20 protein-coding genes are annotated in these 18,676 nt (G+C 59.9%); 7 read left to right on the top strand and 13 right to left on the bottom strand.

Annotated elements, in window-relative coordinates; all coding sequences use genetic code 11:
* From KVT38_RS25685 to KVT38_RS25695, 3 genes are all read right to left on the bottom strand, one after another.
* The coding region (locus KVT38_RS25685; RefSeq protein ID WP_217596604.1) for a GntP family permease at positions 1 to 264 on the bottom strand (264 nt) is incomplete at its 3' end.
* 204 nt (positions 265 to 468) lie between these two features.
* Positions 469 to 1,143, bottom strand: coding sequence for a GntR family transcriptional regulator (locus KVT38_RS25690; protein ID WP_217596605.1), 675 nt, complete (start codon positions 1,141 to 1,143; stop codon positions 469 to 471).
* A gap of 127 nt (positions 1,144 to 1,270) precedes the next feature.
* Positions 1,271 to 2,176 carry an AraC family transcriptional regulator gene (locus tag KVT38_RS25695; RefSeq protein ID WP_217596606.1) on the bottom strand — a complete coding sequence of 302 codons (906 nt, stop codon included), beginning with the start codon at positions 2,174 to 2,176 and terminating at the stop codon, positions 1,271 to 1,273.
* A 152-nt stretch (positions 2,177 to 2,328) separates the two neighbouring features.
* Here KVT38_RS25695 and KVT38_RS25700 point away from each other — a divergent pair, with 152 nt between their 5' ends.
* Positions 2,329 to 3,174 carry a sugar phosphate isomerase/epimerase family protein gene (locus tag KVT38_RS25700; RefSeq protein ID WP_217596607.1) on the top strand — a complete coding sequence of 282 codons (846 nt, stop codon included), beginning with the start codon at positions 2,329 to 2,331 and terminating at the stop codon, positions 3,172 to 3,174.
* Between the two features lie 4 nt (positions 3,175 to 3,178).
* Positions 3,179 to 4,189: a Gfo/Idh/MocA family protein gene (locus tag KVT38_RS25705; protein ID WP_217596608.1), complete on the top strand. Its 1,011-nt coding sequence runs from the start codon at positions 3,179 to 3,181 to the stop codon at positions 4,187 to 4,189.
* Between the two features lie 491 nt (positions 4,190 to 4,680).
* Here KVT38_RS25705 and KVT38_RS25710 read toward each other — a convergent pair whose 3' ends face one another.
* Positions 4,681 to 5,223 (bottom strand): shikimate kinase, encoded by a 543-nt coding sequence (locus KVT38_RS25710; RefSeq protein WP_217596609.1) that lies wholly within the window; start codon positions 5,221 to 5,223, stop codon positions 4,681 to 4,683.
* Positions 5,224 to 5,386: 163 nt separating this feature from the next.
* Here KVT38_RS25710 and KVT38_RS25715 point away from each other — a divergent pair, with 163 nt between their 5' ends.
* Both KVT38_RS25715 and KVT38_RS25720 read left to right on the top strand, forming a co-directional pair.
* On the top strand, positions 5,387 to 6,274 hold the full coding sequence (locus KVT38_RS25715) for an ATP-binding cassette domain-containing protein (protein ID WP_217596645.1): 888 nt from the start codon (positions 5,387 to 5,389) through the stop codon (positions 6,272 to 6,274).
* The gene (locus KVT38_RS25720; protein WP_217596610.1) at positions 6,271 to 7,059 is read left to right on the top strand and encodes an ABC transporter permease; all 789 of its coding nucleotides are present in this window, start codon (positions 6,271 to 6,273) and stop codon (positions 7,057 to 7,059) included. The genes KVT38_RS25715 and KVT38_RS25720 overlap by 4 nt, the downstream gene beginning before the upstream one ends.
* Before the next feature lie 84 nt (positions 7,060 to 7,143).
* Here the strand turns inward: KVT38_RS25720 and KVT38_RS25725 are convergent, their stop codons facing one another.
* A complete protein-coding gene (locus KVT38_RS25725) occupies positions 7,144 to 7,926 on the bottom strand; it encodes a TetR/AcrR family transcriptional regulator (protein ID WP_217596611.1) in 783 nt (260 codons plus the stop codon).
* A 236-nt stretch (positions 7,927 to 8,162) separates the two neighbouring features.
* Between KVT38_RS25725 and KVT38_RS25730 the strand changes: the two genes are divergently transcribed.
* Both KVT38_RS25730 and KVT38_RS25735 read left to right on the top strand, forming a co-directional pair.
* On the top strand, positions 8,163 to 8,600 hold the full coding sequence (locus KVT38_RS25730) for a hypothetical protein (protein WP_254639558.1): 438 nt from the start codon (positions 8,163 to 8,165) through the stop codon (positions 8,598 to 8,600).
* Complete coding sequence (locus KVT38_RS25735; RefSeq protein ID WP_217596612.1) at positions 8,597 to 9,667, top strand: phosphodiester glycosidase family protein; 1,071 nt, start codon at positions 8,597 to 8,599, stop codon at positions 9,665 to 9,667. The genes KVT38_RS25730 and KVT38_RS25735 overlap by 4 nt, the downstream gene beginning before the upstream one ends.
* 57 nt (positions 9,668 to 9,724) lie before the next feature.
* Here KVT38_RS25735 and KVT38_RS25740 read toward each other — a convergent pair whose 3' ends face one another.
* Complete coding sequence (locus tag KVT38_RS25740) at positions 9,725 to 10,312, bottom strand: NAD(P)H-dependent oxidoreductase (RefSeq protein WP_217596613.1); 588 nt, start codon at positions 10,310 to 10,312, stop codon at positions 9,725 to 9,727.
* A 125-nt stretch (positions 10,313 to 10,437) separates the two neighbouring features.
* Between KVT38_RS25740 and KVT38_RS25745 the strand changes: the two genes are divergently transcribed.
* Positions 10,438 to 10,869: a MarR family winged helix-turn-helix transcriptional regulator gene (locus tag KVT38_RS25745; protein WP_217596614.1), complete on the top strand. Its 432-nt coding sequence runs from the start codon at positions 10,438 to 10,440 to the stop codon at positions 10,867 to 10,869.
* Positions 10,870 to 10,920: 51 nt separating this feature from the next.
* Here the strand turns inward: KVT38_RS25745 and KVT38_RS25750 are convergent, their stop codons facing one another.
* From KVT38_RS25750 to nirB, 7 genes are all read right to left on the bottom strand, one after another.
* Positions 10,921 to 11,301, bottom strand: a complete 381-nt coding sequence (locus tag KVT38_RS25750; RefSeq protein ID WP_254639559.1) for a GIY-YIG nuclease family protein — start codon at positions 11,299 to 11,301, stop codon at positions 10,921 to 10,923.
* 2 nt (positions 11,302 to 11,303) lie between these two features.
* On the bottom strand, positions 11,304 to 11,783 hold the full coding sequence (locus KVT38_RS25755) for a DUF6530 family protein (protein ID WP_217596615.1): 480 nt from the start codon (positions 11,781 to 11,783) through the stop codon (positions 11,304 to 11,306).
* Positions 11,784 to 12,265: 482 nt separating this feature from the next.
* Positions 12,266 to 13,102 carry an NAD-dependent epimerase/dehydratase family protein gene (locus KVT38_RS25760; RefSeq protein WP_217596616.1) on the bottom strand — a complete coding sequence of 279 codons (837 nt, stop codon included), beginning with the start codon at positions 13,100 to 13,102 and terminating at the stop codon, positions 12,266 to 12,268.
* A 17-nt stretch (positions 13,103 to 13,119) separates the two neighbouring features.
* Positions 13,120 to 14,343, bottom strand: a complete 1,224-nt coding sequence (locus KVT38_RS25765) for an enolase C-terminal domain-like protein (RefSeq protein ID WP_217596617.1) — start codon at positions 14,341 to 14,343, stop codon at positions 13,120 to 13,122.
* Positions 14,344 to 14,951: 608 nt separating this feature from the next.
* A complete protein-coding gene (gene cobA, locus KVT38_RS25770; RefSeq protein ID WP_217596618.1) occupies positions 14,952 to 15,743 on the bottom strand; it encodes a uroporphyrinogen-III C-methyltransferase in 792 nt (263 codons plus the stop codon).
* 29 nt (positions 15,744 to 15,772) lie between these two features.
* Positions 15,773 to 16,081, bottom strand: coding sequence for a nitrite reductase small subunit NirD (gene nirD, locus KVT38_RS25775; RefSeq protein WP_217596619.1), 309 nt, complete (start codon positions 16,079 to 16,081; stop codon positions 15,773 to 15,775).
* 18 nt (positions 16,082 to 16,099) lie between these two features.
* Positions 16,100 to 18,532 (bottom strand): nitrite reductase large subunit NirB, encoded by a 2,433-nt coding sequence (gene nirB, locus KVT38_RS25780; protein WP_217596620.1) that lies wholly within the window; start codon positions 18,530 to 18,532, stop codon positions 16,100 to 16,102.
* Positions 18,533 to 18,676: the final 144 nt, after the last annotated feature.

Raw genomic sequence — 18,676 nt, forward strand, 5'->3', positions numbered from 1 at the left:
TTCCGTCATCATCTTGCCGAGCATCGTCCCGAGGCCGATGCCGATGGCGATCGTGCCCAGCGTGCCTCCAAGACCGCCCGTCACCGACTTGATCAGCGCCTGGCCGTCCATGCCTGCCAGGAAGCCGAGCAGCAGCGCGGAGAGCAGCAGCGTGACAAAGGGGTTCCATTTGAACTTGGCGATCATGACGACCAAAAATACGATCGCGATCAATGCCCAAATAAGCAGCGTCGCGTTATGTCCGAAACCGAATACATTATCCAAGATCCAAAACCCCCGTTGACCGATTTGACGGATTCTTTTGCTAAAGATGGTATACCCCGCGTACACGTATACTAGTCGACAAGTTTGGACAAAAAGAAGAAGGCTTGCATCGGACGCTGCCCGCTCGCCCGCCAGCCTTGGGGAAGTTATTCGATCGATCAGGACCAGGCGCTTCGATCAATCAGGACCAGGCGCTTCGATCAATCAGGACCAAGCGCTTCGGAGCGTATCGCGCGAGTCGGCGAAATAGTCGCGGACGACCTTCGCAATCCGCGCTTCGTCCCCCGACGCGAGCGCGTCCGCGATCGCCTCATGCTTGGCGACGACACGCTCGAGCCGGTCCGCGCCGCCCGCGAAAACGTCCTCCGTCGTTAGCAGCATGACGGCGAGCACCACATGGCGAATGCTGTCCCACAAGCGCGCGATTCGGGCATGCCCGGCCGCCGCGATCAGACTGTCGTGGAACTGGAAGTCGAGCCAGGCGAACTCGGCGATGTTCGCATATTTGGCCGCCAAGCGCATGCTGTCGATGCGGTGGCGCAGCGCGGCGATCAGTTCCGCGGGACACGACGAAGCGAGGCGCTGCTGCGCGAAGCTCTCGATCAGATATCGAACGTCGTACAGCTCGCCGATATCCTCGGCCGAGAGGCCCAGAACGACCGCGCCCATCCGTTCGAGACGGATCAGGCCTTCGTTGGACAGCGCTTTCAGCGCTTCCCTGACGGGCGACCGGCTCGTGCCGAAGTCCGCCGCGATTTTATTTTCCGAGACGGTATCGCCCTGCTTCAAGGTCCCTTCAACGATTCGCAGCCTCAGCTCGCCTGCGATCGCTTCGCCCCGGGACTGTCCCTTCAGCCAGGCGGCAGGATATTGTCGCATCGATGTCCAACCCTTTCTCTGCGCTTCCAATGCACGTTGACTTGTCGACAAGTCGACCTGTTAATCTTAACTTGCACGATTGTTCCTGTAAATAGTCCCCTAAATAGTCCCCTAAACCGCGCCTGCCTCAGAGCACTCTTGAAAGCTTGCGGTATTCCCGCGGAGAGATGCCTTCTCCGGCTGTAAAGACGCGGCTGAAGTAATGCAGGTCCGGGTAGCCGATCTTCGCCCCGACGGTCTCGACCGACCAGTCCGTCTCCCTCAGCAGCCTGCGGGCCTCGCGAAGACGGATCGACTGGATCATGCGCCCCGGCGGCATGCCCGCCACCTGCTTGAACAGCCTGGACGCGTAGTCCTCGCTGACCTTGAGCTCACGCGCGATCCGCTCGGCGCTCCAGGAATCGCCCGGCTCTTTTTCCATCGCTTCGACCATCTTGCGGATTCGCTCGCGATGCACGGAATCGCCGCCGTCGGCGCCATCGTCTCCCGATCGCAGCAGCATCGCGAGTATGCCCAGCATGAGCGACTTGCAGGCGAGCTCGTAGCCGCTCCGGCGCATCGTGAACTCGCCGACGAGCCGATCCATCGATTGAAAGCACTCGGGGCCACACTTGTATACCGCTCGCGAGGAGAGCGCGTCCAGATCCGGCGTTACCGGTTCCTCTGCGAATTTATCCAAGTCCGGTTCGGCGTCCAGGTCCGTCGACACCATGTCTTGCTCCGTGGCGATCCGCAGCTTCCCGTCGAAGTCGAAGTGGATCCCGAGCAGCGTCGCGCCGTTCGCCGAGACGATCGCATTGCGATGCGGCACGCCGGACGGAAAAAAGACGGCCTCCCCTTCTCCGATCGTGTAGCGCGTGCCGCGCATGTCAGTCGCCAGCTTCCCCTTGCACACGCAGATGACCTCAAAATCGTAAATATACCGCTCGACAAGCGTGCCCGGCGGGAGCTTCTGATACTGCGCGTAGTGGACGGTGGGCGACCAATCCTTGGCCGGCAGCGCGCGGCGCAGCGGGAAACGGGAAAAATCCATCCTCAGGCACTCCCTTCGTCCTCCCATTTTAGCATAAGCCGCACTTTTATAACGGAATCGTGCAACTTTTAACTAACTTCTCTAAATGATCGAGCACACGCCTTCCTTATAATGAAGACAAATAAAACGCTTGCCCAAGGAGGACTATCCCGATGAAAAAAGGCATTAACATCTGGTCGTTCGGCGACGGCGTCTCGATCAAGGACGCGATCGCGACGGCCAAGGACGCAGGCTTCGACGGCATCGAGCTGTCGCTTAACGAGACCGGCGAGCTCGGCCTGGAAGCGACGGACAGCGAGCTGGCGAGCATCAAGCAGCAGCTGGCGGACACGGGGCTTGAGCTGGCCGGCCTGGCGACAGGGCTGTACTGGTCCTACGCGATGACGAGCGAGATCGAAGCGAACCGCCTGAAGGCGATCGACGTATGCAAAAAGCAAATCGAAACCGCAGCCAAGCTCGGCGCGGACGCGATCCTGGTCATTCCGGGCGCCGTCGGCGTGGACTTCATCCCGGGCAGCGAAGTCGTTCCTTACGACGTCGCCTACGACCGCGCGCTCGAGGCCATCTCGAAGCTCGCTCCGGAAGCCGAAGCCGCAGGCGTATCCATCGGCATCGAGAACGTGTGGAACAAGTTCCTCCTCTCGCCGCTCGAGATGCGCGGATTCATCGACGCCGTCGGCTCCAAGTACGTCGGTTCTTATTTCGACGTCGGCAATACGGTTTACAGCGGCTATCCCGAGCACTGGATCCGAATTCTGGGCGATCGCATCAAAAAGGTTCACTTCAAAGATTACCGCAGACAAGCGGGCGGCTTGCACGGCTTCGTCGATCTGCTGGCCGGCGACGTCGACTATCCGGCGGTCGTCGCGGCGCTGCAGGAGATTGGCTACGACGGCTACGTGACGGCGGAAATGATCCCGCAATATACGCACCACACCAAGCAAATCATCTACAATACATCCGGCGCCATGGACGCCATTCTCGGAAGGAAGGGCTAATTGCATGCTTAAAATCGGACTTATCGGCTTCGGCTTCATGGGAAGAATGCACTTCGACAACTACGCGCGCCTGGCTGCGGAAGGCCTGCCGGTCAAGGTCGTCGCGATCTGCGACGTCGCGATCGAAACGCTGAAAAACGCGAAGGCCGGCGGCAATATGGCGACCGCGCAGGAGACGTACGATCTGTCGGGCTATGCCCTGTACGACTCGATCGACAAGATGCTCGCGAGCGAAGAGCTCGATATGATCGATATCACGCTACCGACGACGCTGCACGCGGATCTGACCTGCGAGCTGCTCGAGAAGGGCTATCACGTTTTTTGCGAAAAGCCGATGGCGCGCAGCTCCGCAGAGGCGCGGCGCATGGTCGAGACGGCCGAGCGCACGGGCCGCAAGCTGCAAATCGGCCAATGCCTGCGCTTCTGGCCTGTATACGAGTACCTCAAAGCTTGCGTGGAAGACAAGCGCTACGGCGACGTGACCGGCGGATACTTCTACAGAGGCTCCCACGCGCCGGCCGGCTGGTTCCTTAAGGGCGAGCTGAGCGGCGGCGCGCTGCTCGACATGCACATTCACGACACGGACATCGTGAATTGGCTGTTCGGCAAACCCGAGCGCGTGTCCACGATCGGCCGCAACGTCATTCCCGGCAGCGGCTTCGACGCCGCCTCCACGCACTACGTTTATCCGGACGGCAAAGTGCTGAACGCCCAGGTCGACTGGACGCTCGAAGGCGACTTCGGCTTCGAGATGGGCTTCCGCGTCAACTTCGCGGGCGCCAACCTCATCCTCGGCAAGGACGGCCTCACCGTCAACCCGAACGACGCGCCGGGCTTCAAGCCGGAGCTGCCCGATCACGACGGCTACTACGGCGAGCTGCGCAGCTTCGCGAACGCAATCCTGAAGGACGAAGCGATCAAGGTCTGCGCGCCGGAGAGCACGCTTGCCTCGCTCGAGATCGTCGAAGCCGAGCAACTGTCCGCCGAGCGCGGCGGCGAGTGGGTCAAGCTGTAAGGACACATGTGCCGCGTGTAGCATAAGGTGAGCAATAAGCAAAAAATAGGCAAGTAGCATGAGGCCGCACAGCGATGTGCGGTCTTTTCGCGCGCTGCCGAGAAAGCGGCGGATTGCCTGGGTTGCTGCAAGCGAGATTACGACGCTTCAGCCTTGTTGCTTGCGCATTGGCGCGTAGATGACGGACCGAGGAGTCGCTATTTTTGTTCATATGCCTGTTTAGGACGCGCCGGCGGACTCAGGAGCCTTTATTGCGGAGTTCCAAGCCTTCTTTAGCCTTGAATCGGGTAAATAACGACTCTCCAGTCCGCAACGACTCCAATTTGACCGATTTTCGCGAAATAACGTCCCCTGAGTCCGGTGACTGAGGCCGGTGCTCGCTGCCGATATCCACTGACATTACCCGTTGCCAGTACCAGTTGCCAGGCGCCCTCTACCGGTATCCGCTTCCGTTGCCAGTGCTGCCGCCTCCTGCGGCAACGCGTTTTTAATTAAAGCCGTCCTTCCAGCCAATCGACGATCTCCTGCGCGGCCGCTTCAGGCGTCTGGCTGCCGGCGTCCACGCGAAAGTGATGCCGCTCGTAGATCGCCTGGCGCGACTCGTAGAGCGCTTGGATCTCCTCGTCCGTTTTGTTCTGCAGGATCGGCCGGCTGTCGCGGATGAGCGGCAGTCTCGTCTTCCATTGCTCCCAGGGGATGTCCATCAAGATGACGGCCGCGTTCGCCATGCACAGCTCGCGGGTGTCTTCCTTCAGAAAAGCGCCGCCTCCGAGCGACAGAACGGCGTCTTGCTTCTGAAGGCACAGCTCTCCGATATAATCTTTTTCCATCCGGCGAAACGCCTCTTCCCCGAACGTCCTGAAAATCTCGGTAACCGGCATCCCCCGCTCCGTCGATATGAGTTCGTCGACGTCGATGAATTCGCGGGACAGCTTGGCCGCAAGAACTTTGCCGATCGTCGTCTTGCCCGCGCCCATGAACCCGATGAGCACGATATTGCGTTCTCGGTAAGGCACGACTCCGTTTGCTTGCATAAAGATGATCACTCTTTTCCGTTATCGTTTATCTCCCAATTATAGCGATATGCCGGCGGCCCGCAAACGAAAAATGGAATACTTAAAAACCGTGTTGCATATATACTGTTTATATAATACACTGTATACACAATAAACAGTTAATGAAACGAGAGGAGCTTCCATCATGAAATTCGCGATCGAAGTCAAAGGTTTGCGGAAAAGCTTCGGCGACCAGCAGGTGCTGCGCGGCGTCGACATCGCCGTTCCCGAAGGACAGATTTACGCGCTGCTCGGCCCGAACGGCGCGGGCAAGACGACGCACATCATTATTCTGACGACGCTCGTGGCGGCGGATGGCGGCAGCGCCCGGATCGCAGGCTACGACGTCGCCGCCGAGAGCGGCAAGGTCAAGCAATCGATCAGCCTGACGGGACAGTTCGCCGCCGTCGACGAGATGCTGACTGCAGAGGAGAATCTGCAGATGATGTGCAGACTCTCGGGCATGAAGAGCGCCGAAGCCAAGAGGCGGACGGCCGAGCTGCTCCGGCAGTTCGACCTGACCGACGCGGCGCGCAAGCGGGTGAAAACTTATTCGGGCGGCATGCGCAGACGGGTCGACCTGGCGATCAGCCTCGTGGCCAGTCGCCCCGTGCTCTTCCTCGACGAGCCGACGACCGGGCTCGATACGGTCAGCCGGCGCGCGCTTTGGGACATCATCGAGCGGCTGAAGGCGTCAGGCATGACGATTTTCCTGACGACGCAGTATTTGGAGGAAGCGGACCAGCTCGCGGATCGGATCGGCGTCATCAACGGCGGGCGCCTCGTCGCCGAGGGCACGCCAACCGAATTAAAAGCCCGCATCGGCGGCGAAGTCATCGAGCTGACGAACGAGCGGGAGCAGTGGAGCCGCACGTTAGCGACGACCGGTTCCGCGCAGGATATCGGACGAATCCTGAACGGGCTCGCCGCCTCGCTGCCGCCCGATACCCAAGTAACCATACGCAGGCCCAGCATGGACGATGTATTTATCGCGCTCACCCATCAACCTTCGGAGGTGTCCGTATCGTGAATAAGTCTCTATCCCCGCTCGCCCCGCCCTCTTATGCCGCCACCAATGCCGTCTTCATCCGCCGCAGCCTGACGCTCAGCCTTCGCAACACCGAATCGCTGATGATGTCGATCATTTTGCCGGTGATGCTCATGCTGCTGTTCACCTACGTGTGCGGCGGCGCGATCGCGCCGGGAGGCGACTACGCCAACTACGTCGTGCCGGGCATTATCCTGCTGTGCGCGGGGTACGGAGCCGCGACGACGGCGGTCGACGTGTCCACCGACATGGCGAACGGCATCATCGACCGCATCCGCACGATGCCGATCCGCAGCCTCTTCGTCGTCACGGGACATGTCGCCGCGAGCCTCGCGCGCAACCTCGTCGCGTCCGGCGTCGTCATCGCCGTAGCGCTGCTCGTCGGCTTCCGGCCGAACGGCTCCTTCGTCGAATGGCTCGCCGCGCTCGGCGTCATCGTTCTGTTCATCCTTACGCTCACTTGGCTCTACGCCGCTATCGGCCTCGTCGCCGGCAGCCCTTCGGCCGCGAGCGGCTACGGCTTTATCCTGCTGTTCCTCCCCTACCTGTCCAGCGCGTTTGTGCCGATCGACACGATGCCGCACTGGCTGCGCGGCGTCGCGAGCCATCAGCCGATCACGCCGCTCATTGAGACAATCCGCGGGCTGCTCCTCGGCACGCCGATCGGAGACCACGCCTGGATCGGCGCCGCTTGGTGCGCGGGCCTCATTGCGATCGCGCTCGTCTGGTGCGGCTTCGCCTTCAAGAAGCGCGCAGGACGGAGATAATCGATCGTCTAACAACGCAAAGAGCATGACCGAGGTCCAAGCGACCCTGGTCATGCTCTTCTTTATTTATAAAGCATCCCTTCGCTACGTTCTCGCCCGGGACACATGCAGCTCGATGCCGTCGAGAATGCGCTCCAGTCCGAAGTCGAAGTCGTCCTGGGCTTCTCCTTTGTTGCCGTCATCCTCCGTGTAGACGCCTGCCGCTACGATCGGATATAAGGCGGGGTACGACTCGGGCGTAACCAGCTGCCTTAACGCCTCGCCGTACATCAGACCGGAAAAGCTGTCCGGATTCGCGCCCGCCTCGATCGCCCGGTCCATGTCCCGCATGATGACGCCGTAAAATCGGGAATAGCCGCTGATCAGCAGCACAGTGGACATTTTCTCGTATTCGCTGAGCGGCAGATCCCGTAAAATGCGCAGCGGCCAGTCCACCATCTTCAGGTTGTTCGGCGTGATCGGCACGCCCATGATCGGAATATCCGTGAACCACGGATGCGCGCGCATGAGCCGGATGCAGGCTTCCACGTATTCCCTGAGCTGCTCCCGCCACCCCTTCCCTTCGCTTTCCTCGGGAATTGGGATGTCGCAAACGGCCTCGGTCATGAGCATCAGAAGGTCGTCCTTGCTCTTGATATATCGGTACAAAGACATCGTCGTAAAACCGAGCGAGCTCGCCACCCGGCTCATCGACACCGCCGACAGCCCTTCCCGATCCGCGATGCCGACGGCCGCCTCCACGATCTTGCCGACGCTCAGCTCTCCCTTCGGGCCTCTCGTCGACGGCTTCACGAGTCCCCAGGCAAGCTGCGCACCGTGCGGCAAGCTGTTCAAGCTACCTTCGTCCCTCGTATCGTCGCCGCTCATCCTGTACGCCCCTTTTCCGAAAAAAATAATTGTATATGGTGCATACAGTATAGCATACGCCTGAGAGCGTAGCACGCGCGCAACCTCACGGACGGCTCCATCGTCGAATTTGTATGACCTTTCTTATTTATCCATCGGAAGGTAAAAAAACAGTGTAGTTTGCCCAAATTTTATAGGATTATGCTACAATGTACTTTCAATATCGGTATGGCCGAATGAAGAGGTGACCAACTGCAATGATGAATTCTTCCCCTCTGACGGACACGAGAGCGCAAGTCGGCAGCACGGAAAGAACCCCGAGGAGAGCGGCGAGAAGATCCGTCGTGCCGTTCGTTTGTTTATGGCTGCTGCTGATCGGCGCAGGCGTCGCCGGCACCGTCTGGTACACGGGACAGCAGCGGGAGCAAGTATCTGCGCAGCTGCAGCAGCAAACCGCCAGCCAGATCGCGGCGATGCAGCAGGATTACAGCGCCAGACTGGACAAGCTTGAGAGCGACTACGCCGCACAGATGGCGCAGCTGTCTTCGAAGGTCGAAGCGCTGAACGAGCTGCTCACCTTCACGCAGGACAACGCCAGCGACAAGACCGACAACAGCAACAAGCTGTATACGCAGATCAGCGAGCTGAAAAAACAGCTGGACCAGCTGAAAAAAGAACTGGACGTGCTCAAATGAGAACGGGCGTCCAGCAATTGAACCGAACCGTGCTGCTCGCCTGCGCGCCGTTTCTCGGCATGCTGATCTGGCTGTTGGCGGCAGGCGTCAATCCCGAGGCGCCGGACATCGGCCCGCCGCCGCAGACGCCGGAGCCGAAGCTCGCCGGCTACACGGAGCCTCAGATCGAATCGCTGGACCGGGCCGGCGCCATCGCCAAGGACATCTCGGCCTCCGTCAAGCGGGTATCCGAGTTGTATACGAAGACGAATAAGAGCATGAGTGCGATGATGTCCACCGCCAAGGCGCAGGTGCGGCGTCCGGCGGCCATCTACGACAGGCGCATCTCGATCAAGCTCGGTTACCCGCGCGACTCGGTGCAGTCGGACAATCTGACGGCACAGCTTTACACGATCCGCGCTCAGCACTTCAGCGGCTACGCGCTCAAGGTCAAGCTGAAGAGCGACAAAGCGATGTCGATGGCGCTCGCCGGCGGCAAGCCGGGCAGCTCGGAGACGCCGCTCGCCGCCGTCAAGCGGACCGGAGCGATCGCGGGCGTCAATGCCGGCGGCTTCGCGGACCAGGGCGGCAAGCGGTACCCGCTCAGCACGACCGTCGTCGGCGGAGAGTACGTCGGCGGCTTCGAGCCGAGCTTCAACGATCTGTTTTTCGTCGGCCTGAACGAGGAACTGAAGCTGATCGGCGGCAAATACAACAGCAAGTCCCAGCTCGACAAGGAAAAGCCGAAGTTCGGCGCCTCCTTCGTACCCGTACTCCGTAAAAACGGCGTCAATCTGCCGATTCCGGCCAAATGGCGGACAAGCCCGCTGCGCGCGCCGCGCACGGTCATCGCGAACTACAAGGACAATCAAATTCTGATGATGGTCATCGACGGACGGGGCGAGGACGGCAGCTCCGGCGCCACGCTCGAGGAGCTCCAGATTTTGCTCTCCCGCTTCGGAACGATCGACGGCTACAACCTGGACGGCGGCGGCTCATCCACCCTCGTGTTCAAAGGCAGAGTCGTCAACAGCCCGTCGGACGGGCAGCTTCGGCGCCTGGCGACGAATTTTCTTTTCTTCAAATAATAAGAGGCCGCGCAGGCCTCTTTATTTGCGTCACCCGTTTGGCGCGGCAACTCTTGATCAGGCGGTCGTCGTCCTGAAGTAGCGGTATACCTTCGCCAGCTTCTCCTTCTGCTTGCCCCGCGGACTTTCCATGCTGCCGAATTCGAAAAACTTCACCTTGCCGAAGCCGACGTACCGCAGCAGCGCCTTGTGCATGAGCGTCTTGTGCACATTGTAGAGCCAGAGCGGCATATACACCGCAGGCCCCTTCATCGTCGACACGCACACCGCAGTCTTGCCCTTCAGCAGACCTTCCGGCAGCAGCTTGCCGTTGTCCCGATAGGCGAACCCCGAAGCGAACATGCGGTCGATAAAACCGAGCAGCATCGCAGGCGGCCGCCCCCACCAGATCGGATAGACAAATGCCACCTTGTCGGCCCGCTTGATCAGCTCCCGATAGCGCGCGAGCTCGGGATCGGCATGCATGTCCCTTCTCCTTTTTTCCTCGTTGAACACGAGCACCGGGTCGAATCCCTCCGCATACAGATCGAGCACCTCGACCTCCTCGAACGCAGCGTTCTCTTCGCTCCCGCGTACGATCTCCTGTAAAAACGCATAGTTCAAGCTTCGATGATTCGGATGCGCATAAATGACGAGCAGCTTCATGGCAGGGCCCCCTATAATTATCATATGATAACTACAGAGTAACGCGCCGTCATTTAGTTGTCAAATGATCATTTTTATTTGATAACGATTTTGATATCGTTAAACGTACGAGGCGAGGTGATCGTATGGACAAGCAGGCTCTGTTTTTAAAATTTATCGATTTTGTAACGGCCGTCCATCAGACGACGCATGCGTTCACGAAAGGCGCGAAGCTCGAAGACGTGACGCCCGTTCAATATAAAATGCTGGAATACGTCGCGGTCAGTCAGCCCGTCACGCTCAGCAGCGTCGCCGACTGTACCCATATGTCCTTGCCGAATACGAGCCGCGAGCTCAAGAAGCTGATACAAAAGGGACTGTGCGAAAAGGTGGCGGACGCGGACGACAGGAGAAGGCAGCTCATTCGCCTCTCCGATAAGGGGCAGCAGCTGATGAACGGCATTTTCGGCCATATGCTGTCGCAGCTCGAAGGGCGCATCGGGACTTTGTCCGGAGAAAAGCTGAAGGAGATCGAGCAAGCGCTCGACCTCCTTCACGATCGGGTATTCCGTACGTAAACGTCATCTTCGAAGCGCGGGCGAAAGACTGCCTGCGCTTTTTGGCATGCGCTAGCTCTGCGGTTTGTTGTATCCGCGCTCCCCGTAGGGCTGCAGCTTTTCGATCCACAGCTCGGCGAGCGCGTCCACCTCTTCCTGATACTTTTTCAGCTCGGCGCGATCCGTAACTGTCTCCTCCTTCGGCTTGATTCGGTCCAGCTCCGAAAACTCAAACGCCTTGCCTCCGTAACGATCCCAATCGGCCTTCAGCTCGGGCAATGTGTTGTTGTTCATCTGCTTCATAAATTCAAAGCGGTTGCGGGCGCCGTCCAGATCCATCGAGGAACGCACCAGCACCTTCCCGTTTTCCGTGTTTCGAATCTGATATACGCCCATCGCCCGGAAGGACTGCGTATAGGCTTCCGCCAGCTGCTTTTTGCGTTGCTTATCCATGCTCAGTACCCCATCTCCTTCAAAATACGCGACAGCGTCGCGAGCCGCTCGCCGATCAGCTCGCCGTCCGCCTCGAGCGCGGCGCCGAACAGCTTGATGTCCTCGCCGATGCGCTCATTGTCCGTGCAGACCGCCACCGTCATCGCGTCCCCCTGCAGCCCGATCCGGTCGATCACCGGTTCGGCCGGATCGTACAGCGCCTCGTAACGATAGGCTTCGCGGAAATGACCGATGCCCCGCGCGACCAATATCGCAAGGTCAAGCACGCGGTGAAGCGGCAGCTCCTCCGATTGACGAGACCACTTCTCTCCCGTGTACCGCCATACCTTCGCCGAGATGTCGACCTTGCCGCGATCGTTCCATTGCGCCAGGCCGAGCGAAAGCCCCTTGGCGTCCGTATGCCCGGCGTAGCGCCCGTCCACGTTTTCGTAATTGTCGGATATGATGACAGGCTTGTGCTTCAGCGATGTCGGAATTTTCATGAAGATGTCCTCCAATTGGCGAATAGTTAAGTCGCTTAGTAATTTACTAAATTACTAATTCAGTGCTTCTACTATATCGAACGAATCCAGATCGGTCAATCCCGATGCACGCACATACGGCAGAGCGCGGCGTGCCTCGCGTCAGATCAGCGACAGTCAGCCGGACAAAAATAGTTGTCAAAAGGACGTTAATTCTCTTCGAATGGCCAGCGTCAGAAGAATAATGGTTAAAAGGCAGTTAATTCCTTGCAAAATCCGCAAAAGTACCGTTAACGCTCGAATTAAATGCCTTTTAACAACTATTTCTTATTAGCAGCTCAACACCGCCAGAATTAGTTGCTCTTCAGCAACTATCTCACTTTGTATCCCCAATCCCGCACGCGAAAAAGCATCGGCACGCGCGTCTCCGTCCCCGACGCTTTTACCGATGCTTATTGAATTCCAGGCAAAATACGCGAATCTCGATAAGCCGCCATCCTCGCTCAATGCCATTTATACTCCGGCTTCCAGTTCAGCGTCTGTTTGGCAAGCGCGTTGGCGAACAGCGGCGCCGTCCCGCTCAAGTCAGCGCGAATGTCCGTCACCTCCGGATAATGCTCGGCGATCAAGGCCGGCGTATCCCGCTCGCTCAGGACTTCGTCTCCCGTAATATTGAGCGCGACCGAACCGCCCTCGAGCCGCGCCGTCAATGCAGCCGCGCAGGCGCTCGCCGCGTCCCGAATGTCGATATAGCTCCATAAAATTTTGCGGAGCCGTTCGGGATGCCGCGCCTCTTCGGCCAAGCTCTCGTATTCCCCCGGCGCCGCAATCAGAGAGAAGCGCAGGTTCGCGATCTCAAGTCCGCTTCTGCGCGCGAACATATCGGATGCCAGCTCGCTCACGGTCTTGGATAGCCCGTACCCTTCCTGCGGGAGCTGCGGATGCGCTTCGTCCACGGGCAAGTATACCGGCGAAAAAGGCTTGGACGCCCAAGCGAATCCATAGCAGGACGTGCTCGATCCCATCACGACCCGCCGAATGCCGAGCAGGTCCGCGGCCTCCAGCACGTTGAAGCTCCCGAGGACGTTGTTCGCGAAAATCGTATGATGCGGATATCCGACAGGCGCGGGAATCGCCGCCAGGTGAACGACCGCATCCGCACCCTTCAGCCCGCCTGCCACTTGTCCGAGGTCGTTCATGTCCACATGGATCTGCTTGCAGGGAAGCCCTTCGGCGATACGGTGGTCGAGCGACACGACTTGGTAGCCTTGCCGGCGCAGCTCATCGATAACGTATCTGCCCAACTTGCCGCTGCCTCCGGTAACGGCGATCGTGCGCATGTCCATTCGCTCCTCTCTCATGGCCGAACGATCGTGCCGTCGGCTTTGCGGTCCAGCGGGTACGGCGAATGATAGCTGCGGCGCGACCAGCGCTCGCCCGTGAGCGCGGCGGCCAGCGTCTCGTCAATGTCGATGCCGAGTCCCGGCTTGGCCGACGGGTACAGATATCCGCCCGCACGCTCGATGTGTCCGGGAAATGCGGCCAGCTCCTCCGGCCGGAAGTGATTGACTTCTTGAATGCCGAAATTCCAGATCGTCATATCCAGGTGCACGGCGGCCGCCTGGTTGACGGGATCGTTCTCCCCGCCCTCCTGCCAGGCGGTGCGTACGCCGAACGCTTCGGCCAGCGCCGCGATCTTGCGGCAGGCGGTGATGCCGCCCGCCTTGGAGACGCGAACGCGGATGAAGTCGATGAGACGCTCCGAGATGAGCGGCACCCACTCCTGCGGATTCGTGAACAGCTCGCCTACGGCCTGCGGCGTCGCGCACTGCTGCCGGAGCTGCCGATACCAGCCGATCTGATCCGGCGGCAGGACGTCCTCCAGGAAAAACAGACCGTAGGGCTCGAGCCGCCTCGCCAGACGAACTGCGTGAATCGGCGACAAATGCTCGTGTACATCGTGCGTAAACTGGACATTGTCGCCGAATGCCACTCTAAGGGATTCGAACATGGCAGGAATCGCGTTTACGTATAAGTGCTCGTCGAATACGTGGCCGCGAGCATCGGCGCCCCGGGGAACGTTGGCGCGGTCCGCGCCGATGAAGCCGCCTCCGCCGTAGCCGCCCATTTGCACGCGCAGCACCGTATAGCCTTCCTCGATGAAACGGGCGACATCCTCCCGAAGCTCCGCGGCGTCCCTGCCTCCCGCGTGACCGTAGCAGGCGACGGCGGATCTCGCTGCCCCGCCGAGCAGCTGGTATACGGGCAATCCGGCTTCCTTGCCTTTAACATCCCAAAGCGCCATGTCGATGCCGCCGATCGCAGTGTTCAGCAGCGCGCCGCTGCGCCAATAGCCGCTATGGTGCATGAGCTGCCACAGATCCTCGATGTTGGCCGGATCCCGGCCGATCAAGAGCGGCCCCAGCAGCTGCTCGACGATCTGCACGACCGCTTCCGGATTATAGAGATCGGTCGCCGATCCCAAGCCGTACAAGCCATCCTGGTCCGTCGTCACCTTCACGATCGTCCATGTCCCGTTTTGCCTCGTCCGTATGCATTTGACGCCGGTGATTTTCGCCATTTGCGCGCTCGCCTCCTTACGCTAGCCTCATTCTACTTCACCTGTACGCCGCGCTTAATGAGACGATGACAAACTTAAGTCGGCGATCTTATCCGATTCGAGGCGATCGCAGCGCGTGGGAGCTACGTTGTGCGGACGGTCCCGCGTATGGTAGCACCTTAACGGTGCGATTGCGTGGGCGTGACATTGTGAGGCCAGCTTCGTGCACGGAAGCACCATATTAGTGCGATTGGAGCGCGAGCGTGACGTCGTGCGGCCAGCTTCGTGCATGGAAGCACCATAATGGGGCGATTGAAATGAAGGCGCGACGTCGTGCGGCCAGCTTCGCACATAGAAGCACCATAATGGTGCGATTGCCGCGTTAGCGTGAGGGCGAGTGGCCGGTCCCGTGCATGAAAGCACCATAATGGTGCAATCGCAGCTTCGCACGACATCGTGTAGCCTGGCCTCCGTCTTGGGATATCTCAAAACGCCTGCCTTGCCCAAAGCGTGTACAAGAAAGTTGACATAAACCAGAAATGCAAACGGGACGAAGCAAAATTTCCCTCTGCTTCATCCCGCTTGACGATTTAAGCTCTCTGCCTTCATCGTAATTGCCGTGCCGCACCCTACCCGATCGCGAGCCTCGCCTGCGCCTCCAGCAGCAGCAATTGCTCCCGCACCAGGACGACATCTCCGATCACGATCAACGCGGGGTTGCCGATCCGCATCGCCTCTGCGAGCCTGTGAATATGCGCAAGCTCCCCCGTCACGACGCGCTGCCGGTCGGTCGTTCCCCGTTCGATGAGGGCGACCGGCGTCGACGGCGGCTTGCCGTGGCGGAGCAGCTCTGCACGTATCTCCTCCAGCCGTCCGATGCCCATATACACGACGAGCGTATCGACGCCGTGCGCCAGCAGATCCCAACGAATCGGCGCGGCATCCTCGCGGCAGCGATTGCCCGTAACGACGGCGAACGAGGCGGCCAGGTCCCGATGCGTGAGCGGGATTCGGCTCGACGCCGCGGCGCCGAGCGCCGACGTGACGCCTGGCACGATCTCGCAAGGTATGCCGCGTTCCGCGAGCGCGAGCGCTTCCTCGCCGCCCCTGCCGAAGACGAGCGGATCGCCGCCCTTGAGCCGAACGACCGTCCGGCCGCCAAGCGCATGCTCGATCAGAAGCGCTTCGATCTGGCGCTGCGTCATCGCGTGCCGCCCGGGGCTTTTGCCGCAGTAGAGCAGCACGGCGTCGGGCTTGGCGTAGGTCAGCAGCTCCTCGTTGACCAAGCGGTCGTACAAGACGACGTCGGCTTCCCGAATGCAGCGGACCGCCTTCATCGTGATGAGCTCCGGGTCGCCCGGACCGGCGCCGACTAGGTAGACCTTCGCCTTCCGCGTTACCTCCGGCTTAACGAAATTCATGCGCTCATCTCCCCTGCCGCAAATTTGGTCTAAATCGTAATAAAGATCGCGCCGGCTGCGTCTACTTCCGTCTCGTACGACGTCACGCACCCATCGTCCGGTTCGTACACTTTTCCCGTCTTCAGGTCGATCTTCCAATCGTGCAGCGGACAGTGGATCGCGGTGCCGCACACCATGCCCTCCGACAGCTTGCCGCCTTTGTGCGGGCAGCGGTTCTCGACGGCGCGGATCTGTCCGTCGGACAATTTGAAGATGGCGATCTCAAGCTCTTTGTGACGGTATGTGCGCGCCCCTTTGGCATCGATATCCGCTACGTGAGCGACCAGCATTTTTGTCATGATCTCCGCCTCCAGTCCTTAGTTGAGCGGCGCGGGTACCGCGAGCGCTTCGAAGTTTTTGCGCAGCTCTTTGTCCTCGATGATCTCTTTCCAAGGATCTTTGATGTAGCTGAGCGAAGTCTTGATTCGTCCGTGAAGCGCTTTGCGTTCCTCCGGATCCTCCAGGACGGCCTTGATGGCTTCCACGCCGACGCGCTCCACCCATACGGAAGTCCGCTCGCCCCAAGTGGCGTTTTCTCTATAATATTGAAGGAACGCGCCGCCCCACTCGACGACCTCGTCCTCCGTCTTCACGACGCACAGCAGGTCGGTGGCCCGAACGTGGACGCCACCGTTGCCGCCGACGTGGAGCTCCCAGCCGCCGTCGATCGCGACGATGCCGTAATCCTTGATCGTCGCCTCGGCGCAGTTGCGGGGGCAGCCGGATACCGCGAATTTGACCTTGGCCGGCGCGTTCATCCGCTCGAACTCCTTCTCGAGCCGAATGCCCATTCCGATCGCGTCCTGCGTACCGAACCGGCAAAACGTATTGCCCACGCAAGTTTTAACCGTACGCAGCATTTTCCCGTAAGCGTGGCCCGACGGCATGTCGAGGTCCTCCCACATGCCCGGCAGGTCTTCCTTCTTGACGCCAAAAAGGTCGAGACGCTGTCCGCCCGTGAACTTGACCAGCGGAACATCGTACTTTTCCGCGACTTCCGCGATTTTCTTCAGCTCCGAAGGCGTGGTGACGCCGCCGTAAATCCGGGGCACGACCGAATAGGTGCCCTCTTTCTGAATGTTGGCATGATAGCGCTCGTGGGTGAAACGGGACACCCTCTCGTCCGGGCAGCGCTCGGCCCACAGCATGCCCATATAGTAATTGAGAGACGGCCGGCATTTCGTGCAGCCCTCCGGTTGCTTCCATTCGAGTGCGAGCATCGCTTCCTTGATCGTGGCCGGCTCCAGACGCTTCAGCTCGGCGACGATCTCGTCGCGGTCCAGCGACGTGCAGCCGCAGATGCCTTCTTTGACGGCTTCGCCCGCGCGCTCTCCCGCATAGAGTCCGAGCAAGCCTTCGACGAGCGGCTTGCAGCCGCCGCAGGAGCCGGTCGCCTTGTTACAGGCTTTGATCTCGCCGACCGTGGCGCAGCCCTTTGTCTCGATGGCTTCCTTGATCGCGCCCTTGGAGACGCCGTTGCAGCCGCAGACGATCTCGTCGTCGGCCATGCTTTCAAGCCGGCTTGCGGGAGAAGCGGCCTGGCCGCCGGGCGCGAAGCCGAGCAGCAGCTCCTTTTCCTTGCCCTTGATCGATTCGCCCTTTTTCATGATCGAGAACAGTGACGCGCCGTCGGACGTGTCGCCGAACAGCACGGCGCCGACGAGACGATCGTTCTCGATGACGATCTTTTTGTAGACGCCTTCCAATTCATCCTGATAGCGGAGCGCGCGCGTGCCCGGCGTCTCCTCGTACTGGCCTGCCGAGAATACGTCGACGCCCGACACCTTGAGCTTGGTGGAGGTCATCGATCCTTCGTAGCCTGCCGTGTCAACGCCGGCGAGCCGCTTCGCCAGCACCGCGCCCTGATCGTACAGCGGCGCGACAAGTCCGTAAGCGATCCCTCTGTGCTCCGCGCATTCCCCGACGGCAAATACGTTCGGCACGCTCGTCTCCATGTAGTCGTTGACGACGATGCCGCGATTGACCGCGAGCCCGGCGGACTTGGCCAGCGACACGTTCGGCTTGATGCCGACGGCCATGACGATCAGATCCGCCTCGACCTCGCTGCCGTCCGTGAACCGAAGTCCCTTCGCGCGCTTTTTACCGTAGATCAGCTCGGACTGCTTGCGAAGCAGGAACTTCATTCCTTGCGCTTCCAGTTCCTTTTGCAGCATTTTGGATGCCGGTTCGTCCAGCTGGCGGTTCATCAGGTTCGGGCTGATATGGACGACCGATACGTCCATGCCGAGGTTCAGCAAGCCGCGGGCCGCTTCGAGGCCGAGCAGGCCGCCGCCGATGACGACCGCGTTTTTGTACGATCGCGACGCTTCGAACATCGTCTCACAGTCCGCGATGTCGCGGAATCCGATGACGCCTTCTTTGTCGGCGCCCGGCAGCGGCAGCATGAACGGCCGCGAGCCCGTTGCCAGGATGAGCGTGTCGTAAGCGGCTTCGATGCCTTGATCCGAATAGACTTTGCGCGCCTCCGTATCGATACGGGTTACCGTGTGTCCCGCGTGCAGCGCGATACGGTTTTCCGAATACCAATCCCAGTCGTTAATGACGATATCCTTAAGCTCGGTGCCGCCGGCCAGAACGGAAGACAGCATGATGCGATTATAGTTCGGATAGGGCTCGGCGCCGAAAATCGTAATCTCGTACAACTCCGGGGCCAGCTTCAGCAGATGCTCCAACGCCCGCACGCCCGCCATCCCGTTGCCGATCATCACCAGTTTCTTTTTGTCCGCCATGTTCGCGTCTCCCCCGTTTCGGATATCTTGTTAGAAACTCAAAAAGCCTGCCTCGCAGCATGGGAAACGAAAATCTCCCATGTTACGAAAGCAGGCTCCATTGCCGCTTCATCCGAATACGCCGTTGTATTCGCGATCGATTAA

This window comes from Cohnella sp. GbtcB17 (assembly GCF_019091135.1).
GTDB lineage: Bacteria > Bacillota > Bacilli > Paenibacillales > Paenibacillaceae > Cohnella.

Coding starts and splice junctions, on each gene's coding strand:
- KVT38_RS25690 (WP_217596605.1), bottom strand. CDS start 1,143: ATGCGACAATATCCTGCCGCCTGGCTGAAGGGACAGTCCCGGGGCGAA.
- KVT38_RS25695 (WP_217596606.1), bottom strand. CDS start 2,176: ATGGATTTTTCCCGTTTCCCGCTGCGCCGCGCGCTGCCGGCCAAGGAT.
- KVT38_RS25700 (WP_217596607.1), top strand. CDS start 2,329: ATGAAAAAAGGCATTAACATCTGGTCGTTCGGCGACGGCGTCTCGATC.
- KVT38_RS25705 (WP_217596608.1), top strand. CDS start 3,179: ATGCTTAAAATCGGACTTATCGGCTTCGGCTTCATGGGAAGAATGCAC.
- KVT38_RS25710 (WP_217596609.1), bottom strand. CDS start 5,223: ATGCAAGCAAACGGAGTCGTGCCTTACCGAGAACGCAATATCGTGCTC.
- KVT38_RS25725 (WP_217596611.1), bottom strand. CDS start 7,926: ATGAGCGGCGACGATACGAGGGACGAAGGTAGCTTGAACAGCTTGCCG.
- KVT38_RS25730 (WP_254639558.1), top strand. CDS start 8,163: ATGATGAATTCTTCCCCTCTGACGGACACGAGAGCGCAAGTCGGCAGC.
- KVT38_RS25735 (WP_217596612.1), top strand. CDS start 8,597: ATGAGAACGGGCGTCCAGCAATTGAACCGAACCGTGCTGCTCGCCTGC.
- KVT38_RS25740 (WP_217596613.1), bottom strand. CDS start 10,312: ATGAAGCTGCTCGTCATTTATGCGCATCCGAATCATCGAAGCTTGAAC.
- KVT38_RS25745 (WP_217596614.1), top strand. CDS start 10,438: ATGGACAAGCAGGCTCTGTTTTTAAAATTTATCGATTTTGTAACGGCC.
- KVT38_RS25750 (WP_254639559.1), bottom strand. CDS start 11,301: ATGGATAAGCAACGCAAAAAGCAGCTGGCGGAAGCCTATACGCAGTCC.
- KVT38_RS25755 (WP_217596615.1), bottom strand. CDS start 11,783: ATGAAAATTCCGACATCGCTGAAGCACAAGCCTGTCATCATATCCGAC.
- KVT38_RS25760 (WP_217596616.1), bottom strand. CDS start 13,102: ATGCGCACGATCGCCGTTACCGGAGGCAGCGGCAAGTTGGGCAGATAC.
- KVT38_RS25765 (WP_217596617.1), bottom strand. CDS start 14,343: ATGGCGAAAATCACCGGCGTCAAATGCATACGGACGAGGCAAAACGGG.
- cobA (WP_217596618.1), bottom strand. CDS start 15,743: ATGAATTTCGTTAAGCCGGAGGTAACGCGGAAGGCGAAGGTCTACCTA.
- nirD (WP_217596619.1), bottom strand. CDS start 16,081: ATGACAAAAATGCTGGTCGCTCACGTAGCGGATATCGATGCCAAAGGG.
- nirB (WP_217596620.1), bottom strand. CDS start 18,532: ATGGCGGACAAAAAGAAACTGGTGATGATCGGCAACGGGATGGCGGGC.